The sequence below is a fragment of the Paenibacillus sp. FSL K6-1566 genome (assembly GCF_038050475.1).
Taxonomy (GTDB): domain Bacteria; phylum Bacillota; class Bacilli; order Paenibacillales; family Paenibacillaceae; genus Paenibacillus_AQ; species Paenibacillus_AQ lactis.
This window is the reverse complement of record NZ_JBBOSR010000001.1, coordinates 4,958,149-4,978,274: the sequence shown is the minus strand read 5'-3', so window position 1 is coordinate 4,978,274 and position 20,126 is coordinate 4,958,149. Positions and strand designations below refer to the sequence as shown.

Genomic DNA, 20,126 nt, shown 5'->3' with positions numbered 1-20,126 from the left:
GTTCGAAATGCAAAGTTAAAGGTGGTGAGGGGATGGGCTCCGTCGTTAAGGGGTTTCTCCATGAAATCAAGAAAAATCGAATTCTGTACTTTATGTGCGTACCTGCGCTTATCGTGCTGATCATGTTCTCGTACATCCCTTTTGCGGGCGCATGGATGGCTTTTACCGATTTTAATGTGGTGGACGGGATCTTCGGCAGCAAGTTCGTGGGGCTGGACAACTTCAAATTTTTTTTCTCGGAGAACAGCATGGGGTGGAAGGTGATCTACAACACGCTGTATATCAACTTCTTCGGTCTTATATTGGGGATCGTCGTCCCGGTGAGCATAGCCGTCCTGCTTCAGGAAATCCGGCATAAGGCTTACAAAAAAATCGCCCAAAGCATGATGTTCTTTCCCTACTTCTTATCTTGGGTCGTCGTCGGTGCGATTCTGTACGGCATCTTTTCCACGGATGTGGGCGTTGCCAACAACATTTTGGAGTTCTTTGGAGCCGATCCGATCAGGTGGTACTCGGAGCCGAAGTATTGGAAATGGATTATCATTCTGTCGAGCGTCTGGAAATGGAGCGGGTACAATTCCATTATCTATTTGGCGGCGATGTCCAATTTCGACGGGAGCTTGTACGAAGCGGCTAAAGTCGATGGAGCCAGCAAATTGCAGCGGATTTTTTACTTAACCGTCCCTATGTTGAAACCGACGATCATCGTCTTAACCCTGCTCAGCGTGGGAAGGATCTTCTATGGCGACTTCGGGATGATTTACGGCATCGTTGGCAACAACCCGGTCCTGGCCGATGAGGTAACGGTCATTGATACCTATGTGTATCAGTCCATGCGGACGCTGGGCTTCTCTTACGCGACGGCCATCGGATTGTTTCAGTCCCTGATGGGGTTAATCCTGATTACGGCTGCCAATCGATCGGCTAAGAAAATAAATGACGGAGAGGGTCTGTTTTAATGATTGGAAAGAATCGATTGCTCGGCGATAAGCTGGTCATCGCCTTTGCTTACGGTTTCGTCGGCTTATTCGCACTCGTTTGTCTGTATCCTCTTGTTTTAACCTTAAGCGTATCCTTTTCTTCAGAGCAGGCCGTCGCAAGAAACGGCTATTCCATCCTCCCCATGAGCCCTACCTGGGATACCTACAAATACATCTTCGTTAACAGCGGCATGAAAATACTGAAATCCTACGGCGTGACGATCTTCATCACGGTTGCGGGGACGACGGGCGCCCTGCTCATTACGAGCCTGATTGCATTTTCCCTGTCCGTCAAAAAGCTCAAATACCGCAATGTGCTGGCCTTTATCAGCAATTTTACGATTATTTTCTCAGCAGGCTTGATCCCGTGGTACATGGTGAGCGTCAATTACTACGGATTAAAGGACAGCATTCTGGCCCTCATTCTGCCTTCCATCTTCAGCGTCTGGAATATGTTTCTTATGCGCACGTATTTTGCGAGCATCTCGACATCGCTTTATGAGGCTGCGGAGATGGACGGCGCCAATTATTTTACGATCTATATGAGAATAGCCCTCCCGTTAAGCAAGACCGCACTGCTTACGGTCGGTTTAATGTATGCGCTTCAATATTGGAATGATTGGTGGCATGCGCTCATCTTCATTCAGGATCAGGATTTATTTCCGCTGCAATATTACCTCTACAACATTCTGTCTAACGTCAACGCGGTCAGCTCAGGGCGCATTCCGTCCGGTGCATCGGGCAGCATTACGCTGCCTGCGGAGACCGTGAAAATGGCCGTTACGGTCATTACGATCGGGCCGATCATTTTCCTGTACCCCTTCGTTCAGAAATACTTCGTGCACGGGATTATGGCCGGTGCAGTCAAGGAATAGACGGCGCATGCGCGGTTACTGCCGACTCAGGCTTTACATAGATGAATTTTGTTTATTTGGGGAGGGTCTTAAATGATGGCAAGGAAAATGCTGATCTTGTTGGCTTTATTGATTGCATCCGTATCGGTTTTAGCAGGATGCGGCGGCGGGAAAGAGGGGGAGGCCGCGCTCGAAACCGTGACGATTCTGTACCCTGGCGAGCGAAGCGATCGGATGGATGAATTTCTTCAGAACGAATTTGCCGACAAAATGGCGTCCGAGCTCGGCTTGAAGGTGGAGGTCGTATTCGTGCCTTGGGCCCAGTATTGGGAGCAGAAAGATATCATGCTGGCGGCCAATGAACCCATCGATTTATATTGGGACGGTCTTCCGGATCTGTCGACTATCGTAAACAAGAAGCAAGCCATGGCGCTGGATGATTTGATTCAGCAGCACGGTCAGGATATGTTAAAGGTGCTGCCGAAGGAGCAGCTTCAAGGGGCAACGATTGACGGAAAGGTCTATGGCATTCCATCGGCATACGCGCCGTCCTCCGCGATGTATCAGCTGGTCGCTGTTCGTCAGGATATCCTTGAAGCCGTAGGAATGTCGGAGGTGAAGACCCCGGACGATTTGAAAGAATTCGCAGCAAAGGCAAAAGAGAAGTTTCCTGAAATGAAAGGGCCGGCGGATATTATATTCAAGCCGTTAACCCGCTACTTTGCCGATGAACAATATAACTGGATCGCGGTCGAGGATTTGGTGGTATTCGGGGAAGACAGTAAGAAAGCGTACAGCTATTATGAAACCGAGGCGTTCCAAGAGGTTGCCAAGTTTAACCGCAGCATGTATGACGGCGGGTTATATACGGAGGATCTGACAATTAAATACAACGAAAGAGATTCCCGCATGCAGACAGGATTGTACTTATGGGTAGAAGGCTCCTTGGGCAAAGAAATGGAAATTATCGATGCCGTCAAGGCGAATGCTCCGGAAGCCGAAATTAAAACTTATCTGTTAGCCGAAGAGAAACCGCGATATGTTACGGCAGCAGGCGGGGAAGTTCTAGGTATGCCGGTAAACGCTCCAAATCCGGAAGGCGCCATGAAATTTATCAACTGGATTTACAAGTCGCAGGACAATTATTTGTTCGCCTTGTATGGCGTCGAAGGCAAGGATTACGAAATCGTGGACGGACGAATCAAAAAGCTGACCGCTAGCGAATTTTTCTATGAGTGGATGTTCAGAAACCAAAATTATCAATTGTTCGGGCCGGAAGTGGCCCAGGCGTCCATTGATCAATATAAAAGCTGGGACGACGATGCCGTCCGATCCGCCTCATTAGGGTTCCGGTTCAATAATGAAAATGTCAAGCTCATCGAGACAGCCCTGAAGGAAGTAGCAGGCAAGGATATGGCCGCGATCCGTTCCGGTTTCGTGGATTTCGAAACGGAATATCCAAAGGCGATCGAGAAGCTGAAAGCGGCGGGCATTGATGAATATGTAGCGGAGGTTCAGCGTCAGCTGGACGAGTTCTTGGCGAACCAAAAATAAAGAACAAGGAAACGACTCAAGGGATGTTTATATCCGGCTTGAGTCGTTTTTTTTATCATGCGTATCCGTAAGTTGCGGGGATAGTTAAGGGTGCTTACCGGCCCTGCAAAACATCGAGAATCGTATCGACGACGAGCTCCGGCTGATCATGAATGACCATGTGGCCGCTTCGTTCGGCGACGATCAATCGGCTGTCGGTCGAAATATCCAGCATCTTTCGCTGTCCGGCCTGCCAAATTTCCTCAAGCTTCCGACCGCCGGCTTCCGAAATGCCCGCTTGGGCATAATCCTGAGGGAGCCCCCGGGCGATCACTCGCACCGGCAACGCCCCCAAATGCTGCCCCCGAATGGCATCTTCAGTCGTATGAGCCAGCTCCGCCTCCTCTTCCTTCGCTTCGAAGTAGCTCGGCTGTGCAATGACATTGATAAATTGCCCGCGGTCTTCCTCGGCCACGAGACCCTTCAGCAAATCGTCCTGGAACAGGCGCAGTATGCCGGACTGCTTGAGCAGCTTGAGCGTGGAGGCTGGCGGGTTGCCGGCAAAATTCTCCGCTTCCAGTATCGCTTGGGTATCCCTGGCATCATCCTCGGGTCTGGCATCGATCAGCACCAGGCCCATCACCTCATCCGAGTAAGTTTCGGCGAACAGCCGGGCATACATCCCGCCCAAAGAATGACCGACCATAAGGTAGGGGCCCTCGATATTTTCCTGCTTCAAAGCGCGATACAGCTCGCTGACGATTTGATCTCCGGTGCGTTCGCGGCTTGCCTTCTCGCTCCAGGCATAACCTGCGCGGTCGTAGGTGACGACCGTTGCATACGGGGCTAGCTTGTCCGGAATGTCGCGCCAGGACAGGCTCGTTTCGCCGCTTCCGGCTTCGAATACAATCGTCGGGGAACCGCTGCCTGCTTTCACCACATGCAGAGCATAACCGCCGACATCGACCATTTTGCCCGGAGGCGGGTAATCCTTCGCCGCTTGTTTGGCAGCGATAGACTCATACACGAAGCCGGCGACGAGCGCCATAACGACAACAGCAAAGATGCTCCCGAACCCGTATGCAAGCTTTCTCCATATTGAAGCTCTCTTCTTCTTTTTGTCCTTTTTCATGGATGGTTCCTTTCCCGATTTTATTTAGTACAATGTACCAAAAAGGTTTTTAACACGTTGTACTAAAAAAGAAAAGGGCGTATAATAGAGCCATGCCAAAAATCGTGAATCATGACACCCAAAGACGCTTGGTCGCAGAGGCTGCATTAAACGTGATCCGGCGCTCGGGCCTGGAGCAGGCAACCGTACGCCGCATCGCGGAAGAGGCGGGATTGTCCGTCGGTTCCATGCGCCATTATTTCTCGACGCAGGTTGAGCTGTTTGCCTTTTGCATGAATATGTTCGTCGAGCGGGTCGAGCACAGATTGGAGACATTCGAGCTTCACGGGCCTTTAATGGAGGACTTGAAGCGGCTGCTGCTGCAATTTCTGCCCGTCGATGAAGAGAGAACGCTGGAAATGGAGGTGTGGTTTGCGTTTCATTCGAAGGCGCTGGTCTATCCCGAACTAAGGAAATTAAGCTCGGAAATTCAAGACGGGATCCATAAGGTCTCCCGTTTCGTGGTGGACGAGATCGTCAAGAACCAGCTGGCAAGCCCCGACTTGAATATCGATCTGGAGACGGAAAAATTGTTCGCGCTGATCGACGGGCTCGCCATGCATCGCATGATGCAGCCGGATCGGCTGCCAGTGGAAAGGCTTGAGGCTCTGGTAACCTCCCACCTGGAGTCGCTCTGCGCTCAACAAGGCAAAGGAATATAACCTATCGACAGGAGGAATGAAGATGGCGAAGCATGAAAAACGGACGGACGGAAAGCACGCACAGCTTGCTCCTAATCCGATCGTCCCCGGCTGGTACGCGGATCCCGAAGCGAGAATATTTGAAGGGCGGTACTGGATCTATCCGACATACTCGGCTCCTTATGACGAGCAGACGTTTTTCGATGCGTTCTATTCCGAGGATCTGGCTAAGTGGACGAAGGTGGAGCGCATTTTGGACATCGACCGGATTCCTTGGGCGAAGCGGGCATTGTGGGCGCCGTCGCCGATCGAACGGAACGGACGGTATTATTTGTACTTTTGCGCCAATGACATTCAGAGTGATGACGAGTACGGGGGAATCGGCGTCGCCGTCGCCGACAAGCCGGAGGGGCCTTTCCGCGACGCGATCGGCAAGCCGCTCATCGACCGCTTCCATCATGGAGCCCAGCCCATCGATCCGCATGTATTCATCGACGATGACGGCACCGCGTATTTGTATTACGGCGGGTGGGGCCGCTGTAATGTCGTCAAGCTGAACGAGGACATGATCAGCCTGGGTCGGTTCGAGGACGGCAGCACTTATGCGGAGATTACGCCGGACCAATACGTTGAAGGACCGTGTATGGTCAAAAGGAAGGGGCTCTATTATTTCATGTGGGCGGAAGGGGGATGGGGAGGACCGGATTATTCCGTGGCCTACGCCTGCGCCTCTTCTCCCCTTGGCCCGTTCGAACGCGTCGGGAAAATCCTGGAGCAGGATCCGGACGTGGCGACGGGGGCCGGCCATCACGGCTTCATCCAGGCGGGCGAAGAGGAGTGGTACATCGTCTACCATCGACGGCCGCTGACGGAGACGGATCGGAATCATCGAGTCCTGTGCTTGGACGTCATGGAGTTTTCGGAGGATGGACGGATTTTGCCTGTGAAAATGACGTAAAGAAGCGCCTGCCGATTTAACGGCAGGCGCTTCTTTACGGTAAGTTCTGTTGCTAAAAGCGGTAAATGCCGAAGGGCGGGATATGCGCCCGAGAGCGGATGCGCTGCCCTTTAGAACGTGACCGGCAGTGAAGCCAAGCTCTGCGAGGAGAGCGTAAAGTGCCAGGCGATATCCTCCCTTGGGATGGCGAGCTTCAGATTCGGCATGCGCTTGACCAACGTGCCGAACGCTACATCGCCTTCAACGCGGGCAAGCGGCGCCCCCAAGCACATGTGAATCCCATGCCCGAATGCGAGATGGCGTTTGATCCGACGCGCAACATCGAGTTCTTCCGGATCGGTAAACTGGCTTTCGTCCCGATTGGCCGATTTCAACACGGGGATCACGATATCCCCTTTCTTAATCCGCTGTCCGCCAAGCTCAACGTCTTCGGTGGCATAGCGCGGTCCCGAGGCCGTAGCAGGTCCGTTGAAGCGAAGCAGCTCCTCGACGGCTGACGGCACGAGACCGGGATCGGCTTTGAGTTTCTCCCATTGCCGTGGATGGTCCAGCAGCATCAAGGTTCCAGTCGCGATCAGGTTGGATGTGGTTTCGTGGCCGGCAAAGATCAATAAGGTAATCATCGAGATCAGTTCATCCTCGTTCAGGCGGTCCCCTTCCTCTTCGATGGCGATCAGCTGGCTGATCAAATCCTCGGCCTGGCGCTTTCGTTTATCCGCTACAAGCCGTGCGGTATATTCGCCGAAGGCGCTCATATGGGCTGCGACCGTTGGATCCTGCTTCTCATAGCCAAGGCCGCGTGCGAGCGCCTCAGACCAAACGCGGATTTGGTCCCGGTCTTCCAACGGTACGCCCAGCATTTCGGAAATGACATTGATCGGTAACGGATAGGCATAATCCTTGACGATGTCCATCCGCCCTTGAGCTTGTACCTGGTCGAGGAGCTCGTCGGCAATTTCTTGAACGCGGGGGCGCAAGCTTTCCATGTATCTGGGCGTGAAAGCTTTGGAAACCAGGCCGCGCAGCCGCTTGTGATCTGGCTCGTCGACGAATAACATGGATTTGCCGGTAAAAAAGGTCGCTGGAGCGGATGCTTCCGCCGTTTCGGCGAGCGTTCTCCGAATGTCTTGATAACCGTCGAGCGAGCTGGGATCCACGGTGAAGCGAGCGTGATCCTTCAACACCTGGATGGCTTCCTCCATCTGAGTGACGATCCACGTTCCCCCGGAACCGCCTAGCGGATTCGGAATCGGAATCACGGCACCGCTAGCGCGAAGCTGAGCGAATAACGGGAACGGGTCTGTATCGTTCTTCCCGCCAAAAAAGCTGAATCCGGCTTGATCTGATGCGCTTAGTTTCGATCTGTCCATGGTAACCATCCTCTCTCACAGGTCGATTTTGTCTCCCCACTCTAAATGGCAAGCAGACTTCAATATCTGCAATGTCTTGCATTCCTACCAATAAACAACCATTTCCTCCTTACTTGAGCCACGTTAAGAATAGTAGATATTTCCGATGAATAGCTTCCGGACAACGATAACCTCCCTCCTAATGAATGATCCAAATAATGAACAATTGTTCAATATAATTATAGATTAGTGATCAGAGCGCGGTCAAATTCAGGCGGTCCGTATGGCGGATCGTCGAACCGGCGCCGCAAAATGACATGGTCACGGATTTGAGGAGCTACGGCCCTAAACACAAGTACGAATGTTTGGCCGGTCCTACTCGAATCATGATTGCGTTTACAAGATTGCGTACATTGCAAACGCTGGGCTTTATGGATAAAGGCGTAGAATAAAACGGCAATAACCGTCCTGATGGAATCCATCGGGACGGTTATTTGAATTATGGAGAATGCGTTAGCCCTTAACCATCTAAATATTCGCTCGCTATTCTCAGCTTGAGGTCTCTGTCATCTGGTCCGAGCCAGGCGACGTTCCGATGCGAAGCCGTGATGATATATGCGCCATCTCCCGCAGTTCTTCAACGAAGGAATCATAGGTGAACAACTGCTCGATATGAAAGACGCCATGCGGCATATCGGAAGTGTAGACCCTTCTAGCCACGATTGCAGCCGCTTTTGCAGTGAGTTCGGCCTCGTGAACGCCTTGCAGGAAGCATTCCACAAGCGCGGGCTGGTCCTGCTTCTTGCCCACCGCATCGACTTTCAATGCGAACATGGGCTTACCGATCCGCATGGATGCAAAGGCTTTAACAGCAGCATCCCGAATCCAGGGTATATTCAGCAGCTTGAGGCTGCCCAGCCGTTTGAGGCAGGATAATAACCCGGTGATGAAGGGGTGGTCAAAGCAAAGCCGTGTCGATACGCTTGGCACTTGAAGCGTACGCGGCAATATATGCTGATCGGCAAAATTAAATCGATATGCTGTGCGGCTGCCCTGTCCGTTGCCGAAATCCGTTTTGCGCCCGTCGGCAAAGCTGGTATGCTGTATCACTTTCCCTTGCTCCATCGTCGTAAAGTTGGAGCGCAAATTATCAACGGTCCATTCAATGGCCGCTTTACCGTGGGAATCTCCGAGACCCAGCATAAGCGATATATAGATAGCCTCTGTAACATCCAATTGCTGCTTGGCATGGAGCGATAGAAGATTCGACATGCCCGGTGCAAGACCGACGCTCAGGATGGCGGTAGCCCCATGAGTAACGGCCAGGGGATGCAGCAGCTCCACTTGAGACAGCAATCGATAATCCGCCGAAAGGTCTATATAATGGATGCCTTGCCCGATACAGGCTTGAACGAATGACGAATTCTGTTGGTCCAAGCACATGATGACCAGCTTAACCTCGGACAACAACGCGGGGTCTACGCCTGCATCCGCATCGATGCGCAGCGGCTCCACGCGGCCCTGCGTGGCGCGGCTGAATGCTTCCGCCCGCCCTTGACTTCTTCCTGCAGCGAAGACTTTGCCGGGATAGAAGAAGGCGAGGTCGTTGCATATCATTTGCCCAACCTGGCCATATCCGCCAATGACGACGATTTTATCTTTCAACATCCTGTTTCCTCCGATTGTTTAGAAATGGACTTGCTTCGGCGCTCCAGGTACGCTCCATAACCCAAAGCAGCGCAGGAGCATAGGCCGATGATCACGTTGATTCTAAAAATCCGTTCAAAATCAGCAAACGATAACTCCGTTCCCGTATGTCCGGTTACCATGCCGAGACCTAATGCTGCACCTAGGGCCATTCCGGCATTTCGTGTCAGTGCAATCATGCCTCCAATCGAGCCGGCATACCGGAAGGGGACGCTGCGCATGATGTAACCGTTGTTTGGCGCAGCCAGGCAGCCCATGCCCAGCCCTATCCAGGCAAGTACGGCTACCAAGCCGGGAACCGTCAGATCAGCTAGAAAACAAGAAAAAACCGCAAGTCCAGTTACGATAAAAGCGAGTCCGGTCAACATGAGCAGCCGGGGATTGATTCGATCGGATAAATGTCCGGACACCGGGCTGGATATGGCAAATAGCAGGGGATAAGCCGTCATGATCAAGCCGATATACACGGGAGGATATGAGGTCATATGGGACAAATAAAAAGGCATGACAACCAATACGGCATTAATCAGCACAAAGGAGATACAGCTTATGACTAACCCCGATGAGACTGAAGGCACGCGCAGAACTTGCAAAGGCAAAAAGGGGACGGGCATGCGCAAATCCCGCCGCAAGAACAAAGTGAGCACGAACCCGCCGCCGCCAAAAACCGAAAGGATGATTGGGGAAAACCAGCCCTGCGCATTCCCGCTGGATAACCCATAAGTCACCGATGCGGCAATGGCAACGAATAACAATGCGCTTACTCGGTCTATGGATGGCAAATCGCCGTTAGGACGCTGCATGGGGATGAATCGCCAAGCGAGTGCAGCCGCTCCGGCTGCAGCGGGCAGATGTACCAGGAACAACCAGTGCCAGCTTAACCGTTCGGCAATGAGTCCACCGGCGAGCGGGCCGGTCATGGCTCCGAGGGCGACGACCGAACTCATGATGCCGAGGGCGCGGCCTCTTTGTTCTTTAGGGTAACAAAGCTGGATCAGCGCAATATTGGTTGCTTGAAACATGGCGGCTCCAATCCCTTGGAGGATTCGAAACGAGACTAGGACAAGGACGTTTGGAGACAAGGCAATCAGAAGAGAGCTTACGGCAAAGATCAAATAGCCCATATTATGAATGAGACCATGCCCGTAACGGTCGCCCAATTTCCCCATGATGGGCAGCAATGCCGTAATGACAAGCAAGTATGCCGTCGTAATCCACTGCAGGATATCCAAATCCTTTTGGAATACCGATGTAAGAGAAGGAAGCGATACATTCACAACGCCGGCAGTAAAATGGGACAGAAATGCGCCAGTACAAATTGAAAACAAGAGCCACCATCGATGTTTCGCTGTAATGATGAGAGCCGGATTGGTATCGAGATTCATGGGAAGCCTCCCTTGGATTTTAGTTTAGTAACTAAACTATTTATCGAAAAAAAATAGTTATTTGCTCAGCATATTATTTAATATCTCAATGCTCTTCTCAAAAATTTTTATTTCTTGTTCGCTGAGCTGCGATCTCAGCTGATTATAGAATTCGAGATGCACGGCCTCGTGAGCCCGGTAAGCCTCCTTTCCGTCTTCGCTGAGCGAAACGATCGAGCTTCTTGAATCATGTGGATGGGGGGAACGGATCACAAGCGATTTAGCCTCCAGCCGATCAACCACCTGCGTAATGGCTCCCTTTGTCACGCCAAGCCGTGCTGCTAGCTCGCTCATGAGGATGGCTCCGTCATAACCGATGGCGTCAATCGTATGGATCTCGCTCGGCGTTAATTTGCCTGCATGGCCGAATGTATGAGGCTGGCGCTCCAGGCGTCTCAGCTGCAGAATCAACCGGCCTAAGTTCTTGCTGCCCCGGTTCGCTTCCTGATTGGTTGGGTTGGATTCATTATTCATGCCATTAGTTTAGGATCTAAACAATAGGCTGTCAAGTATGGTGTGAGCCTGAGCAGCAAGATCGAATCAGATGGCCAGTTGACATTCAATTCGTATTTCACTATACTGTCTGTAATCTTATATAGGATATACGTTGAAAGAGCCCAGTAGCTTGCTTAATCCCTGTTTCAGAAAGCCGAGGAGGATGGAACCTTGGCACATATTAAGCCGGTGAAATACACTCTGGAGTATCTCGGGTAATGCCGAGCGGGAAGAGGCGAACGTTAACTCGCCGACGAGTGGCATCCTTGCTTGCGGCCTAGGCGCCGGCGCTTGGAGGGGTGCAATCTGGGTGGTAACGCGGTGTTCAATCGTCCCTGTGTCTGTGATAGACATGGGGGCGTTTTTTTATGGTTTTAACCTAGCCTTTAAAAGCTGTTTCACATGCAGAAGTATTGAATTCAAGGAGTGGAATGTAGACATGAACATTATCGATGAACTCGAGTGGCGCGATGCCATCAATCAGCAGACGGATGCCGAAGGCCTCCGCGAATTGACGAATGAAAAATCAATCTCCGTATACTGCGGCGTCGACCCGACCGGCGACAGCATGCATATCGGGCATTTGATCCCGTTTATGGTGCTCAAGCGCTTCCAGATGGCAGGACACCGTCCGGTCATTCTGATCGGGGGCGCGACCGGGACGATCGGCGATCCGAGCGGACGCCAAACCGAGCGCTCGCTGCAGACGCTCGAGCAGGTACAGGCCAACGTGGACGCCCTGACCGAGCAGATGAAGAAGCTGTTCATCACCGAGGGCGACAACCAGATCCGGTTGGTGAACAACTACGATTGGACGAAGGACATCGGCGTCATCGAATTTTTGCGCGACTACGGCAAAAACTTCAGCATCAACACGATGCTGGCGAAGGACGTCGTGGCAAGCCGGCTGGAGAGCGGCATTTCCTTCACGGAGTTCTCGTACCAGATTCTGCAGTCGCTGGATTACCTGCATCTGTACAAGAATTTCGACGTGCAGCTCCAGATCGGGGGCTCGGACCAATGGGGCAACATCACAAGCGGCCTTGACCTCATCCGGAAAAAGGAAGGCGCGGACGCCAAGGCGTTCGGCTTGACGATTCCGCTGATGCTGAAAGCCGACGGCACGAAGTTCGGGAAAACGGCCGGCGGCTCGATCTGGCTCGATCCGAAGAAGACGACGCCGTACGAGTTCTACCAGTTCTGGGCCAACACCGACGACCGCGACGTCGTGAAATACTTGAAGTACTTCACGTTCCTCTCGAAAGAGGAGATCGAGGAGCTTGCCCATAAGGTGGAGACCGAGCCGCATAAACGCGAAGCGCAAATAACGCTTGCCGAGGAAATGACGCGGTTCGTGCACGGCGAGGAAATGCTGGAGCAGGCGAAGCGCATTACGGCAGCGCTGTTCAGCGGCGATATCAAGTCCTTGACGGCCGATGAGATCGAGCAGGGCTTTAAGGAAATGCCGACTTACGAGGCAGGTCCGGAGACGAAAAATATCGTGGATTGGCTGGTCGACCTCGGCATCGAGCCTTCCAAGCGGCAGGCGCGCGAGGACATCAATAACGGCGCCATCTCCATGAACGGCGAGCGCATTAGCGATGTCGGCCATGAAGTAACCGCCGACCAAGCGATCGGCGGCCGGTTCATCATCATCCGCAAGGGGAAGAAGAACTACAGCTTGGTCAAAATGTCGTAAGAACATCCTCTGATTTCAGACGATAACCTCGAAGCGCCCCAAGATCATTCGATCTTGGGGCGCTTTTTTGCCTGTTGCTCCCGAGGCGGATTTAAATTCCGTTTAAATAAGCATGTTAACCTTCTTTCATCAACCATCACGATGATTGGAGGAAATCAAGTGAAACAGAACAATCAATACCAATGGGAGCCAAGAAGCGGGGATTGGGCAGTCGAAGCGCACGGGCTCGTCAAAACGTTCGGCGACAACAAGGCGGTGGACGGGGTGGAGCTGAAGGTCCGGACTGGGAGCATATACGGCGTGCTCGGACCCAACGGTGCGGGCAAAACCACCACGATCCGGATGCTGGCAACTCTGCTGCGTCCGGATGCCGGCTCGGCGCGCATCTTCGGCTACGATGTGCTGAAGGAAGCGCAGATCGTCCGGCAATTGATCGGGGTCACCGGCCAGTACGCGTCGGTTGACGAATCGCTCAGCGCGACCGAAAACCTCATCATCTTCTCAAGGCTGCTCGGGCTTGGACGCGCGGAAGCGAAACGCAAGGCAGGACAGCTGCTTGAGGAGTTCGGTTTAACGGAAGCGGCAAAGCGGCCGCTCAAGCAATTTTCCGGCGGCATGCGCCGCAGGCTCGATTTGGCGGCAAGCCTGATTGCCCAGCCGCCGCTTATTTTTCTGGATGAGCCGACAACGGGTCTCGACCCGCGAACCCGATCCCAGATGTGGGATACGATCCGCCGGCTGGTGAGCACGGGGTCGACCGTACTCCTCACGACGCAGTACCTGGAGGAGGCGGACCAGCTGGCCGACCGGATCGCGGTCATCGATCACGGCAGGGTCGTTGCCGAAGGGACCGCCGATGAACTGAAGGCATCGGTTGGCACCTCGTCGCTCCATTTGCGCGTCGGGGATCCGGCGAACATCGAGCAGGCCCGCCAAATGGTTGAACGGGTGCTTCAGGCGCCTTCCATGGTTTCCCCGGAGGCCGGAGCGATCACGGCGCCGATGGCGAATGCAGATCTGGTCACGGACCTGCTGATCGAGCTTCGCGCATCGGGGATCGGCTTAGCTGAGATGAGCGTCCAGAAGCCGACGCTGGATGAGGTATTTCTGACGATTACCGGGCATGCTGCGAAGGCTCAAACATCGCATCCGTCCCGGGGACCACATTCGAAGCAAGTTGAGGAGGCAAGCGTATGAGCAGCGTGATGAAGATGAAACCCGGCACCAATTCCCGGCTGAAAAACCGCACCAGCTTCGGCCAGTCCCTGCGCAATTCGTTTACGATGGCGTATCGGGGGCTGCTGAAGATCCGGCGAACGCCGGAGCAGCTCTTTGACGTGACGATGCAGCCGATTCTCTTTACCTTGATGTTCACGTATATTTTCGGCGGCGCCATCTCCGGCGACGTGCAAAGCTACTTGCCGGTCATCATTCCCGGCATTCTCGTGCAGACCGTTATCACGACGTCGGTCGTTACCGGCGTACAGCTCCGAGAGGATATGGATAAAGGCGTGTTCGACAGGTTCAAATCGCTGCCGATCGCGCGAATCGCGCCGCTTGCCGGCGCCCTGCTGGCGGATACCGTCAGGTATACCATCGCAACGGTCCTGACCTTTGCCATGGGATATGTGATGGGCTATCATCCGGGCGGCGGCTTGGGCTACGTGGCGCTCGCCGCGCTCCTCGTCATCGTCTGCTCTTGGGCGATCAGCTGGATTTTCGCCTTTTTCGGGGTGATCGCCCGTACGGCCTCCAGCGTGCAGGGCATCTCGATGATCGTTTTGTTCCCGCTCACGTTTCTTTCCAATGCGTTTGTGCCGGTCGAGACGATGCCGGGATGGCTGCAATGGTTCGTGAATATCAATCCGATATCGCATCTGGTTACGGCCGTCCGGGACTTGACCAACTCGGGAACCGTAGGCTGGGATCTGTCCATTTCGCTGATCGGCGCCGCCGTCATCGTGGCGCTATTCGCTCCGTTGACGGTTCGGGCTTATATGCGCCGGACCTAAATATACTCAATTTAGCATAGACAGCATAAAACGGCATCGGTAAGATGGAACGTAACGCAAAGGTCCGGGAGGATCCATGGAAGAGCACCCGAGCGAAGGGCCTGACGCGAAATGCGAAGGGAGATGGAGAAATTGCCCCAAACTGCAACGTTTCACAATCCGATTGTCGAGCAAGCGGCTGATCCTTGGGTGTGGAAGCACACCGACGGCTTCTATTATTTCATGCATACGGCCCGGGATCGTATTGAGCTTACGAAATCAGACTCGCTGAGCCGGATCGCCGAAGGCCGGAAGAAAACGATTTGGGCGCCGGAGCCGGGAGGCCGATACAGCCATAACTTATGGGCTCCGGAAATTCATCATGTTCAGGGTAAATGGTATGTTTATTATACGGCGAATGACGGGGGAGGCGACGATACCCGCCGGATTTGCGTCCTGGAGAACGGAGAAGACGACCCCATGGAGGGCGAATGGACATGGAGAGGGGCGCTTGACACGCCCGTCCCAGGTTTGGACGGTACCGTGATGACGCTGCAGGGGCAGCTCTACTTCCTGTATGCCGGATACGGCCGGTTTCCGGATTACGGCTCGGCAATTTATATCATGCGTATGCTTGATCCATGGACGCTGACCGGCGAGCATGTCCTGCTTACCGCTCCAACCATGGAATGGGAGAAGCAGGGGGGCATGGCCATTAACGAAGGCCCTGTCATTCTCCATCGGAACGGCCGCATCTTCCTTGTCTATTCCGCCAGCACGACATGGTCCGAGGATTATGCGCTGGGCATGCTGACGATGGACGCGTCCAGCGATCCGATGAATCCGGATGCGTGGATGAAATCCCCGGAACCGGTATTTCGCAAAAGCGTGGAGAACGGCATTTATGCGACCGGACATAACAGTTTTACGAAGTCCCCGGACGGGACGGAGGACTGGATCGTCTATCATGCCCTCCCTGAACCGGGAGCGGATACCCGCTTGCGCGCCACCCGCATTCAGAAGTTCGGATGGCATCCGGACGGAACGCCGGATTTCGGAATTCCGGCAGGCGATTCCGACGCGCTCTACGTCCCTTCGGGAGAATGATGCAGGAGATCCGTATCCCATTGAAAAAGGGCAGCCGATAGCAACGAAGGATCCGAAGTAAAAAGCCTTTTATTACAGAAATTTCGTAATAAAAGGCTTTTTTTATTTCGGGATTATTGATTGTTTCAATCCAAATAGATCGATAGCAAATTGAATTAATGCACCCGAAAACCTTGTCACTATTGGGGTTTTATCTGTATTCGACCCCTCGAAACGACTTTTTGTTGTACGATATGGGGAATTGCTTGAAGGAATAATAATTACAAAATTAATGTATGAAAGCGTTGACAGATGATGAAATCATGCCTATACTTCGATTAAAGATACGGTTTTATTGTATTAAACAAGGGTGTTTGTGGAGAGACCTTTAGCATTTTGATTTCGAAAAGGGGGAAGTAGGCAAGAGCGGGTTTTTGGAACGGAAGGTCAACCAATTTTGATTATGGGAGGATTACGATGAAAGCGAAATTTAAGCGTGTGATTCATTTATTCCTGATCTCCATACTGATGATTTCGGCCATAACCGCATGCAGCGGCGGCGGCTCCGGGAAGGATGAGCCGGAAGGCAACGAAGAGGCCGTGTCCACCGAGAAGAAGAATGAGGTCGAGTTTACGGACATTAGCGCAAGCATCCGCGGCAATACGGCTCCGACGCAAGAGCAAATCGACGAGGTGAACAACACGCTGAACGATACATACCTCGGCGATGTATACGACGAAGTCATTCCAAGCGATTACTCCGCCTATCCGTTCAAGGAAGAGGTCGTGCTGGATGTTTGGATGCCTGCCAACTCCAATATACCGGATATGAACAACCATGCCGTTCAGAAACAGATCGAGAAATTGACCGGGATCAAGGTGAATTTCATCACGCCGCCGGTAGGACAGGAAGCGGATGCATTCACGCTGATGATCTCCTCCGGCGAGCTCCCGGACATCATCATTGAACCGGGCCGGTATCCCGGGGGCCTGGAAGCCGGGGTTAACGACGGCGCTTATATCGACCTGACCGACCTGATGGAGAAGCATGCTCCGAACTATACGGCCTGGCGCAATTCCCACGAGATGAGAAGAAAGACGACGGTGACGGACGACGGGAGGCTGCTCGGCTTCTACGGAATCGCTCCGTATTCGGAATGGACCTGGTTCGGCATGCTGATCAAGCAGGAAGCCCTCGACAAGACGGGGATGGAAGTGCCGAACACCATCGACGAATGGTACGCGTTCTTGAAGAAATGCCAGGAGGTCGGATACAAGACCCCGCTGAACTACGGATCGAGCTACGGCCAAATTTTTACGGGCATCATTAACGGCGCTTACGGCGTATGGGACTGGACCTTCCAGGACGAGAACGGCAAGGTGCAATGGGGGCCTGCGCAGCCGAAAGCGAAAGAGTACTTGGCGACCATGCAGAAGTGGAACAAGGAGGGTCTCCTTAACCGCGATTGGGCAACGGCCGACTTCAACCAGCGGATGGCGAGCGCCATTTCAGACGATACGGCGGTCATCATGGACTCCCCGGATACGATGTGGAGCTATTGGAAGGAACAGAACGACATCGATTTCGTTGGTGCGCTGAATCCGATCCTGAACGAAGGCGATAAATCGGCGACGACGTACAAAAACTTCATGCGCACCGGCACCGAGGCGGCGATTACGACCCAAGCGGACAATGTGGAAGCAGCCATGGCTTGGCTGGACTTTAACTACAGCAAAAAGGGATGGGAACTGATCAACTTCGGCGAGTATGGCACCGTTCATTTGGTGGATGACAAGGGAATGCCGTATTTCCCTGAGAACAGCTACATTTACAATGATCCGGACGGACAGCCGGTCGCCACGACGCTGTGGAAATACCGCATGCACAGCTGGCCGAACATTCGCGACGAGCATCATGCTAACCCGTTGATCGTGGCGAAGGGAAGCTATTCCGGAGATATCCGGAAATATTGGACAGAGAACATGGACACCAGCATGGCCATGCCGCCGATCACCTTCACCAAAGAGGAGGCATCGCGCGAGGCCGAGCTTGGAAACCAGCTGTCTACGCTTCGGGGAGAGTATTTTGCCAAGATCATCATGGGCGAGCTGCCTGTGAATGCATATGACCAGTTTTTGAAGGAAGCGCAGAGCATGGGCTTGGACGAATTCTTAAGTCTCCATCAGGCGGCGCTGGACCGGTATAACCAACGATAGCTTCCATATCGGGAATAGGTGGTTGAATCATGGAGATCATTCGAAAAAACAGGAAGATGAGCCCGGCTCCCGCGGAAGCCAAACTACGGAAGAGCCTGCTGATCAAGCGGGATATGAAGAAGAACTGGTTCGTATACTTATTGGCGCTGCCCGTGATCGCATGGTACCTGATCTTCTGCTACGGCCCTATGTGGGGCGTCATGATCGCTTTCAAGGATTTCAAGCCGCTGCTTGGATTCGGGGAAAGCGACTGGGTAGGCTTTAAGCATTTCATCGATTTTTTCCAAGGACCTTATTTCTGGAGGGTCGTCAAGAACACGCTGATGCTGAATGTGTGGGCTCTCGCCTTCGGGTTCACGGCGCCGATCATTCTCGCTTTAATGCTGAATGAGGTCCGGTCGTCCAAGTTCAAACGAACCGTGCAGACCGTTACGTACATGCCGCACTTCATTTCATTGGTCGTCGTGTGCGGGATCATCCATATTTTCACGGCGGATGAAGGAATTATTACTCAACTGCTGCAGTTCATTACAGGCAAAGAGTACTCTTCGCTCCTGGGGTACTCCTCATTCTTCCGGCCGATCTATACTTTCTCCGGCATCTGGCAGAGCATCGGGTGGGACAGCATCATTTATCTGGCCGCCATGAGCGGGATCGATCCGGCATTGTACGAGGCGGCTGAAATCGACGGCGTCAGCAGGGTTAAGAAAATGTGGTACATCACCTTGCCGCAGATCAGTCCGGTCATCATTATCTTGTTTATTTTCGCGATCGGCGGCCTGATGTCATCCGGCTACGAGAAAATCATTCTGCTGTACAATCCGCTCACCTACGAGACGGCCGACGTCATCGCTTCCTACGTGTATCGCCGGGGCCTCAGGGAAGCCAGTCTGAGCTATTCCGCCGCGGTGGGGCTGATCAGCTCCATCGTCAACTTCGGGCTGCTCTGGGTGACGAACTACATCGTGAAGCGCAGATCGGAAACCAGCTTATGGTAGGGGAAGGAGATGGCCATGATCGATAACAAGAAGATCAAAGCACGAGGTAAAAGAAAGCATAAATCGGTGGGAGACTTCGTATTCGATTTCGCAAACTATACATTATTGGCCGCGTTGACGCTGGTATGCTTCTACCCGATCCTGCATATCCTGTTCGCTTCGGTCAGCGACCCTACCGCTCTGATTGCGCATAAAGGCGCGCTGTTCAAGCCGCTTGGATTCACGCTTGACGGATATAAGCTGGTATTCAAAGACAACAGCCTGCTCAACGGGTATAAAAACACGATGATCTACGTCGGGCTCGGCACGCTAGTCAACATGGTCATGACGATATTAGGGGCATACGTGCTGTCCAGACGGGACTTGTATTTCAAAAATTTCATCATGATCCTGATCACCATCACCATGTTCTTCGGCGGCGGCCTGATTCCTTGGTTCCTGCTGATGAAGGACATCGGGTTGTACAACAATCTGTGGGCGATGATTCTGCCGACCGCCATCAGCACATGGAACATCATCATCCTGCGGACCGCCTTCCAGGCCATACCGAGGGAGCTGGAGGAGGCGGCCGTGATCGACGGCGCAGGCCAGGCGAAGATTCTGGTCAACGTCATCCTGCCGCTGTCGAGAGCGACGCTCGCCGTCATTTTCTTGTATTACCTGGTCGGGAACTGGAACTCCTGGTTTAATGCGATGGTGCTGCTTAAAGACCGGCAGCTGTTCCCGCTGCAGCTGTTAATGAAGGAAATTTTGGTGGCGAACGACGCCACGGCAACGTCGATCGGAAGCGCCGGCGGCGTCGTCATTAACAGCGCCCAGAGCGCGAACGCTTTCCGGGAGCTGGTGAAATACTGCGCGATCGTCGTTTCGACGGTGCCGATTTTAATGGTATACCCGTTCCTGCAGAAGTATTTTGTTAAAGGCGTTTACGTAGGCTCGATCAAAGGATAGATACAACAATGAATCGATGAGGAGTGGATGACATCTTGACGACAGAAACAAACCATACGCAGCCTCCGCGAC

At 53.2% G+C, this 20,126-nt stretch carries 17 protein-coding genes; 12 read left to right on the top strand and 5 right to left on the bottom strand.

The genetic code is table 11. The features are described 5' to 3' along the window. Positions 1-32 precede the first annotated feature (32 nt). The 3 genes from NST08_RS22025 to NST08_RS22015 all read left to right on the top strand — a co-directional run bounded on the left by NST08_RS22025 (position 33) and on the right by NST08_RS22015 (position 3,388). Entirely contained in the window at positions 33-959 is a 927-nt protein-coding gene (locus NST08_RS22025; protein WP_007127469.1) for an ABC transporter permease, read from the top strand. Further along, positions 959-1,855: a carbohydrate ABC transporter permease gene (locus NST08_RS22020; protein ID WP_007127470.1), complete on the top strand. Its 897-nt coding sequence runs from the start codon at positions 959-961 to the stop codon at positions 1,853-1,855. Before NST08_RS22025 ends, NST08_RS22020 begins: the two co-directional genes overlap by 1 nt. Before the next feature lie 72 nt (positions 1,856-1,927). Beyond that, a complete protein-coding gene (locus NST08_RS22015; protein WP_040737810.1) occupies positions 1,928-3,388 on the top strand; it encodes an ABC transporter substrate-binding protein in 1,461 nt (486 codons plus the stop codon). Positions 3,389-3,482: 94 nt separating this feature from the next. Here the strand turns inward: NST08_RS22015 and NST08_RS22010 are convergent, their stop codons facing one another. After that, positions 3,483-4,499, bottom strand: coding sequence for an alpha/beta fold hydrolase (locus NST08_RS22010; protein WP_210094369.1), 1,017 nt, complete (start codon positions 4,497-4,499; stop codon positions 3,483-3,485). A gap of 92 nt (positions 4,500-4,591) precedes the next feature. Here NST08_RS22010 and NST08_RS22005 point away from each other — a divergent pair, with 92 nt between their 5' ends. Both NST08_RS22005 and NST08_RS22000 read left to right on the top strand, forming a co-directional pair. Continuing rightward, complete coding sequence (locus NST08_RS22005; protein ID WP_210094368.1) at positions 4,592-5,200, top strand: TetR/AcrR family transcriptional regulator; 609 nt, start codon at positions 4,592-4,594, stop codon at positions 5,198-5,200. Between the two features lie 22 nt (positions 5,201-5,222). Then, positions 5,223-6,137 carry a glycoside hydrolase family 43 protein gene (locus tag NST08_RS22000; RefSeq protein WP_210094367.1) on the top strand — a complete coding sequence of 305 codons (915 nt, stop codon included), beginning with the start codon at positions 5,223-5,225 and terminating at the stop codon, positions 6,135-6,137. 110 nt (positions 6,138-6,247) lie between these two features. Here NST08_RS22000 and NST08_RS21995 read toward each other — a convergent pair whose 3' ends face one another. From NST08_RS21995 to NST08_RS21980, 4 genes are all read right to left on the bottom strand, one after another. Further along, on the bottom strand, positions 6,248-7,507 hold the full coding sequence (locus NST08_RS21995) for a cytochrome P450 family protein (protein ID WP_007127475.1): 1,260 nt from the start codon (positions 7,505-7,507) through the stop codon (positions 6,248-6,250). Between the two features lie 528 nt (positions 7,508-8,035). Continuing rightward, positions 8,036-9,154, bottom strand: a complete 1,119-nt coding sequence (locus NST08_RS21990) for a saccharopine dehydrogenase family protein (RefSeq protein WP_210094987.1) — start codon at positions 9,152-9,154, stop codon at positions 8,036-8,038. Further along, complete coding sequence (locus NST08_RS21985; protein WP_210094988.1) at positions 9,148-10,578, bottom strand: MFS transporter; 1,431 nt, start codon at positions 10,576-10,578, stop codon at positions 9,148-9,150. The genes NST08_RS21990 and NST08_RS21985 overlap by 7 nt, the downstream gene beginning before the upstream one ends. Positions 10,579-10,635: 57 nt before the next feature. Continuing rightward, complete coding sequence (locus NST08_RS21980) at positions 10,636-11,091, bottom strand: MarR family winged helix-turn-helix transcriptional regulator (RefSeq protein ID WP_210094989.1); 456 nt, start codon at positions 11,089-11,091, stop codon at positions 10,636-10,638. Positions 11,092-11,551: 460 nt separating this feature from the next. Here NST08_RS21980 and tyrS point away from each other — a divergent pair, with 460 nt between their 5' ends. The 7 genes from tyrS to NST08_RS21945 all read left to right on the top strand — a co-directional run bounded on the left by tyrS (position 11,552) and on the right by NST08_RS21945 (position 20,054). After that, a complete protein-coding gene (tyrS, locus tag NST08_RS21975; protein WP_007127487.1) occupies positions 11,552-12,811 on the top strand; it encodes a tyrosine--tRNA ligase in 1,260 nt (419 codons plus the stop codon). A gap of 159 nt (positions 12,812-12,970) precedes the next feature. Then, on the top strand, positions 12,971-14,008 hold the full coding sequence (locus tag NST08_RS21970; protein WP_276824978.1) for an ATP-binding cassette domain-containing protein: 1,038 nt from the start codon (positions 12,971-12,973) through the stop codon (positions 14,006-14,008). Next, positions 14,005-14,823: an ABC transporter permease gene (locus NST08_RS21965; protein ID WP_007127489.1), complete on the top strand. Its 819-nt coding sequence runs from the start codon at positions 14,005-14,007 to the stop codon at positions 14,821-14,823. The genes NST08_RS21970 and NST08_RS21965 overlap by 4 nt, the downstream gene beginning before the upstream one ends. Positions 14,824-14,946: 123 nt before the next feature. Next, complete coding sequence (locus tag NST08_RS21960) at positions 14,947-15,909, top strand: glycoside hydrolase family 43 protein (protein ID WP_245256029.1); 963 nt, start codon at positions 14,947-14,949, stop codon at positions 15,907-15,909. 456 nt (positions 15,910-16,365) lie between these two features. Continuing rightward, a complete protein-coding gene (locus NST08_RS21955; RefSeq protein ID WP_210094992.1) occupies positions 16,366-18,105 on the top strand; it encodes an extracellular solute-binding protein in 1,740 nt (579 codons plus the stop codon). A 29-nt stretch (positions 18,106-18,134) separates the two neighbouring features. Further along, positions 18,135-19,103 carry an ABC transporter permease gene (locus NST08_RS21950; protein ID WP_144871373.1) on the top strand — a complete coding sequence of 323 codons (969 nt, stop codon included), beginning with the start codon at positions 18,135-18,137 and terminating at the stop codon, positions 19,101-19,103. Positions 19,104-19,118: 15 nt separating this feature from the next. Next, positions 19,119-20,054: a carbohydrate ABC transporter permease gene (locus NST08_RS21945; protein ID WP_028404935.1), complete on the top strand. Its 936-nt coding sequence runs from the start codon at positions 19,119-19,121 to the stop codon at positions 20,052-20,054. Positions 20,055-20,126 lie beyond the last annotated feature (72 nt).